The sequence below is a fragment of the Flavobacterium odoriferum genome (genome assembly GCF_025499515.1).
Classification (GTDB): Bacteria; Bacteroidota; Bacteroidia; order Flavobacteriales; family Flavobacteriaceae; genus Flavobacterium; species Flavobacterium odoriferum.
Window position 1 is genome coordinate 43,440 of the sequence record NZ_JAMKFA010000021.1, and the last position, 6,039, is coordinate 49,478.

Annotated in this window: 8 protein-coding genes; 6 read left to right on the plus strand and 2 right to left on the minus strand. The window is 30.2% G+C overall.

Annotated features, from left to right (window positions below):
* Positions 1–165 precede the first annotated feature (165 nt).
* Positions 166–708 (plus strand): hypothetical protein, encoded by a 543-nt coding sequence (locus M9Q43_RS13035; RefSeq protein WP_262319306.1) that lies wholly within the window; start codon positions 166–168, stop codon positions 706–708.
* 150 nt (positions 709–858) lie between these two features.
* Here M9Q43_RS13035 and M9Q43_RS13040 read toward each other — a convergent pair whose 3' ends face one another.
* Entirely contained in the window at positions 859–1,158 is a 300-nt protein-coding gene (locus M9Q43_RS13040) for a hypothetical protein (protein ID WP_262319307.1), read from the minus strand.
* Positions 1,159–1,372: 214 nt separating this feature from the next.
* Between M9Q43_RS13040 and M9Q43_RS13045 the strand changes: the two genes are divergently transcribed.
* The 5 genes from M9Q43_RS13045 to M9Q43_RS13065 all read left to right on the plus strand — a co-directional run bounded on the left by M9Q43_RS13045 (position 1,373) and on the right by M9Q43_RS13065 (position 5,819).
* The gene (locus M9Q43_RS13045; protein ID WP_262319308.1) at positions 1,373–1,804 is read left to right on the plus strand and encodes a hypothetical protein; all 432 of its coding nucleotides are present in this window, start codon (positions 1,373–1,375) and stop codon (positions 1,802–1,804) included.
* A 173-nt stretch (positions 1,805–1,977) separates the two neighbouring features.
* Entirely contained in the window at positions 1,978–2,844 is an 867-nt protein-coding gene (locus M9Q43_RS13050; protein ID WP_262319309.1) for a hypothetical protein, read from the plus strand.
* A gap of 317 nt (positions 2,845–3,161) precedes the next feature.
* Positions 3,162–3,620, plus strand: a complete 459-nt coding sequence (locus M9Q43_RS13055) for a hypothetical protein (RefSeq protein ID WP_262319310.1) — start codon at positions 3,162–3,164, stop codon at positions 3,618–3,620.
* A gap of 14 nt (positions 3,621–3,634) precedes the next feature.
* Positions 3,635–3,838, plus strand: coding sequence for a hypothetical protein (locus M9Q43_RS13060; protein WP_262319311.1), 204 nt, complete (start codon positions 3,635–3,637; stop codon positions 3,836–3,838).
* Between the two features lie 1,051 nt (positions 3,839–4,889).
* Positions 4,890–5,819, plus strand: a complete 930-nt coding sequence (locus M9Q43_RS13065) for a serpin family protein (RefSeq protein WP_262319312.1) — start codon at positions 4,890–4,892, stop codon at positions 5,817–5,819.
* A 29-nt stretch (positions 5,820–5,848) separates the two neighbouring features.
* Here M9Q43_RS13065 and M9Q43_RS13070 read toward each other — a convergent pair.
* The coding region (locus M9Q43_RS13070; protein WP_262319313.1) for a hypothetical protein at positions 5,849–6,039 on the minus strand (191 nt) is incomplete at its 5' end.

A 6,039-nucleotide genomic window follows, 5' to 3' on the forward strand; every position in this document is an offset into this window, starting at 1 on the left:
AATACTGCATTTAACAGCGGTTTGCATTAATGGCTGGGCTTGCGGAAAATCCTCATTGGCACAGTTGTTTAATTTAATGGTTTTCTTATATTTGTAATGGTTTGGTGCTTTGGTTCGCCATTAATTCAAGCCTCAGAACGTTAGCAAACATTTAAAAATCTTATTATGAAAAAAATTACATTTCTATTCTTTCTATTACCAATTACTCTATTTGGTCAATTATCTGATTCCTTAGAAGTAATGAAAGCAGACAAAAATGTAAATTATAAAAATTATGAAAAATTGCTTTTTAGAGCAACTAACTATATTTTTGAAAATCCTGTCGACCTGAAATCTCAAGAATTTATTTCTGCTACTCAAATAGTGAATTTTTGGATGAATAAAGAAACTGAAATGGGAATTCCAACATTTGGTAATTTTTTCAAATCATTAACGAATGATGACAAACAACAATTTCTTTACATAGTTGCAATGATTAATTATGGTTTAAACCAAAAAATCAACTACAATCGAAATTTAGAATGTAAACCCAAAAAAGGTGAAAAATATAGCGAACAAGTTGATGTTAAAGAAGTACAAATTGAAGGAGCAAAAATCGTTCTAAAATACATTGGTAATAAAAACAATAATGTAAAAATAAGTTCTCAAACAAAAAAATATCTAAAAGCATACGAAAACGGTAATCTAGAAGAAATATTTTTTGAATAAAACGTTTGCTAACAGCGGTTTGCTTCAATGGCTCCTTCCGGATATTCCTCCGGAAAATCCGCTGCTGACTGGAATGTTTTGTTATATTTGTAATGGCTTGGTGTTGATTCAACGCCACTGAAATCAAGCCGCAGAACGTTGTGCGAGATGCTACGAAACCGCCAAAGAAGAAACCCAAAACCAATCAGTTATTTCTTTTTTATTTAAATCGCTTCCAGCAGGAATTAAAATATCAAAGCCAAAGTCTAATAATAATACTTGACAATGTTCTTCGTTCTCGTTATAACTTTGTAGTTTATTTTTAAAACCACAAGCATTTAAATATCCACTCAAAGGGTCGCAAATTAACCAAGTACTGTTTTTTAATGGAATACCTAATCCTTTGGTAAATTCTTTTGATATTTCTAAAATTTCTTTTTTAATCAATTCTTGTGATGATATCGTTTTCATAATATATAATTTTTACGTTTTTTTGTATATAATTTTAATCGAAAGTTGTATTTTAAAAGCACCATCGCACAACAGCGGTTTGTTTCAAGTGGCGGTTAAGTGATAATCCGAAAACGCCGTTGTAAAATTTAATAATTAGTTTATATTTGTAATGGCTTGGTGCTGAAATCGCCACCTGAAAACAAGCCGTGGAACGTTGTACACTATTTTAAAAATGAACGAAACTGAAATAAAAACTGAATTAGAATTAGAACAATGGTTAAAAGAAAACTGTTACTCTATGAATAATTATAGTATAAATGGAAATACGATTTATGAAGGTTGTGGACTTGAAAAAAATGGAGGTCTATACCAATGGTTTTATACTGAACGTGGAGAAAAAAGAGTCTTGGAATATTTTGCTAACGAAAAGGAAGCTGTTCAATATGCTCTTGAAAAAATAAAATCGGACAAACATTCAATTAGAAATTATATTGGAATGTTTAAATCTGAAAATGAAGTCGAAAAAATAAAATCCGAACTTGAAAAACGTAATGTTGAATTTTGGACAGACAAAATACCATATAATGGGATTAACGATATAAGAACAAGAGTTTTTGTTATTGGTTGTGGTATTAAAAAAGTTCAAGACTTAATTAGAAAATAAAAAAACAGTGTACAACAGCGGTTTGCTTCAATGGCTACTTCCGGATTTTCCTTCGGAAAATCCGCTGCTGAATGGAATGTTTTGTTATATTTGTAATGGCTTGGTGTTGGCTCAACGCCACTGAGAGCAAGCCGCAGAACGTTGGCAGTAATTTTGAAAAAAATCGTACTAAAATGACAAATGAAGTAAAACAGTATTATGATGAATTAATAAATTGTGATGATGATTATTTGATTCATTTAACAACTATTTTGAAATTTGACTATAATACTATTTACATAGAAACTGCAAAAAATATTTTAAAAGAAAGAAAAATAGAAGTTGATTTTAATGATAGAGATTTTTTTGTTGAGCTTTTTATAAAAACAAATTATGAAGGTTGGCAAAATGAATTAAGAAATATGTTTTCTGAGTTAATCTTAAATGGTTGGGAATTAAACATTCCTATAAAATCAAAAGAAAAATATGGTAATTTTATTTGTAATATTGAATCAAATAATATTAAACTAAAAAGTACTGTTGAAAAATACAAAAAAATCATTAATAGTTTATGTTCAAGATGTGGAAGCCAAGAAAATGTTTTTAATGACCAAACAGATTATTGGATAGAAAATATATGTGAAAGTTGTTGGACAAACAAAATGAAAAACCAACATACAATCAGCGAAATAACAGAAAGTGGTTTTAAATATGGCATTTTAATAAATGATTTTAAATTTGAACTGAAATATTTTGAATGGAATCAAGTAAAAAACATCAATATAAATATTCCCGAATACGGAAATAATTTTGAACTAGAAATCAACTTTGATTCTGAAAATTTATATTTACAAGCCCAAACTGATGTTAATTTTTTTAGACTTTTAAAATACATTCCAAAAGAAAAATTAACTAGTACAGATTACGATTTTATAGATAATCTATTCTTAAATTTAACTGATTGCAAAATATGTGGAAAAATTTCGGTTTACGAAAGTAGTTGTTTAGTTTGTAATGAAAATCTTGAAGAAATTTTAAAAAACCCAAGAAACCAAAGTTAGAAACGATATAATAATATCGAAGAAATAATTAAAACGGAGCAAGAAAACTTTCAATATAACACAAAGCATATAATAACCATTAAATATAGATTTCAGAACGATATTTCGTTTTAAAAATATTTGGATTTTGTAGATTTAAAAACTAAAAAATAAAAACTACTGCCAACAGCGGTTTGCTTCAATGGCTACTTCCGGATTTTCCGTAGGAAAATCCGCTGCTGAATGGAATGTTTTGTTATATTTGTAATGGCTTGGTGTTGGTTCAACGCCACTGAAAGCAAGCCGCGAAACGTTAGCACACATTTAAAACCAAGATTATGAAAAAAATATTTAATATTCTTATTTCTTTAATTATAATAAGTTGTAGTAATAGCGATGATTCTAACAACCTAAACTCGGAAAGTTATTTACACGGAAGTTGGAAAGTAACAGCAATGAATAAAGAAACTGGCGAAAATTTGTTAATTCTTTGTTCTAATGGAGAATTGCCTTCTTATACTTTTACTTCAAATAATGAATTAAATACACTTCTTTGGATTGGTTCTGCTTCTACTGTTGGCGCTTGTCAAAGTGAAATTGTTTTTTATGACTATTCATACAATCCAGATACCAAAATATTAACAATTACAAATCCTGCTGGAAGTGGTTCTTCTGCTGAATATAAAACACAGATAATTGAAATGAGTGAAAATCGTTTTAAAACTAAATATATTTCAGGAAATGTAAGTATGCAGACAACTGTTCCAAATTTCACAACAGTATTTGAAAGACAATAACTAAAAAATTTATTATGACAATTTTTAATCCATTCAAAAACGAGGAGTTTGATAAAAAATATTCTAATCTTAAAAATTCTATTCAAAAATACTTATTAGAGTATGAAATTGATTTAGACGGATTGACTGTTGATGAATTAATTGGTTGGCATAGCAATGGTTACAAAAGAATAATTCAAACAACCGAAAATGTCCAAAGGAAATTCAAGGAGTTATAATTAATTTTATAAAAGCCGAATTTCCAATTGAATAAAAAAACGTGTGCTAACATTGGTTAGCTGTTATTGTGGCTGCTAGCCTACTTCCGAATTTTCTCCGAAAATCCGAAAGTATTCGTATATTTGGTTTGGCTAGTATCAAAATACCACAACATCAGCTAGCCAAGGACCGTTAAATGCAATATATTTTCCGAACTTACGCATAGCGCTTCGCTCCTGTTTTTTCGCAAGAAAATTAATGGAAATTGTAATCGAAAAATCTTGCGTGATAATGGAAAACTGAAACCAAACTTTGTGCTGAAAATCCTTTTTGGGAAAATTCTCTGTGAAATCAAAAACTGAAACCAAACTTTGCGAAAAATTGAAAACCGAACCAAACTTTGTGGATTAACGTTGCGTTGATTTTTCAGTTCGTGAAAATATAATACTGCATTTAACAGCGGTTTGCATTAATGGCTGGGCTTGCGGAAAATCCTCATTGGCACAGTTGTTTAATTTAATGGTTTTCTTATATTTGTAATGGTTTGGTGCTTTGGTTCGCCATTAATTCAAGCCTCAGAACGTTAAATGCAATATATTTTCCGAACTTACGCTGAACGCTTCGCTCCTATTTTTCTGTTTGATAATTTTAAAAAAACTTGCCGAAAACTTTTGCGTGATAAGTGAAATCTGAACCGAACTTTGCCGAATAACTTTGTGTTGAAAATACGTTGCGGGAAACCAAACTTTGCGCGACAGATCAAGTTTGCGTGACAATGGAAAGCCGAAAACCAAACTTTGCGGTAAAATGTTGCGTTGTCTTTTAAGTTCCGAAAATATAAAACTGCATTTAACAGCGGTTTAAAAATATGGCTGGTTTCGGGAATTTTTGAAATGGCGCAGTTGTTTAATTTAAAGTTTTGGTTATATTTGTAAAGGCTTGGTGTTGGTTTTCGCCACATTTTTAAGCCGCGAAACGTTAGCAGAGATTATGAAAAAACAGACAGCAATCATATTGACACTTATCTTGACAACATTATTTAGTTGTAAGAATGACAGAAAGTTTCCAAAAGTGAAAAAACTATCTGGATATAAAAACACGCAATTCATTCCGACTTTGGAACATAAAATTTCAAATAACAATAATTCGGTTTATTGTGCAACTTTACTATTTGCTTGGGACGAAATAAGAAATCAAATTAATTCACCTTTAACAATTTCTGACAAGTATGCTGATTTGAAACTGCTTGACAACTCAACTTCTTTTAAAAACGTATTAAAAAGCAATGAGTATGAAGTGAGCGGAGAAGTTGAAGATGATTTAATAAAAGCAAGAGCCGAATTTAATAAGTCATTACCATTTGAACTCAAACTTCAAAGTTTCACAAACAAGTTGATTTTTGACGGACAAAAAGTTTCTTCATTTGGCGTTAATGGGTTTGACAGTTACGAACAACTGAAAATTGTAGAAATCATTTACTATAAAAACGACAACAACTTTATTATAAAACTGCTTCCAAAAGACAAGGAACACGAAATCATTTTGTTTAAGACAGAACAAAATTTCAAATCAATAGCCAAAATGACGAATGAAATTGAAAAACTAACAGAAATCGGGAAGAGTGAAAAGAAGAACAAAAAGGTAAATTGGAAATATTATTACAGTGAAGAAGACATTGTAATTATTCCAAAATTCAATTTTAACATTGAGACAAATTATACTAATTTAGAAGGTAATAGATTTAACTCAAACAAACAGAATTTTCAAATAGAACGTGCTTGGCAAAGAACTGCTTTTATTTTAGACGAAAGTGGTGCAGAAATTGAAAGTGAAGCAGAAATCGCTGTTGCAGTTGAAGAAATGGAAGAAGAATACGAAAAGCCAAAACCTAAAAAAATGGTTTTCGACAAGCCATTCTTAATTTTACTAAAACGAATAGACGCTAAAAACCCATATTTTGGACTATGGACAACGAACACAGAACTAATGACGAAAGAATAACCTCTGCTAACAGCGGTTTGCTTCAATGGCTACTTCTGGATTTTCCTACGGAAAATCCGCTGCTGAATGGAATGTTTTGTTATATTTGTAATGGCTTGGTGTTGGTTCAACGCCACTGAGAGCAAGCCGCAGAACGTTAACTGTAATTTAGAAAAAATGAGAATAAAAACATTGTATATTTTAAGCCTTTCTGTTATTGCCTTATTATCTTCTTGTGATA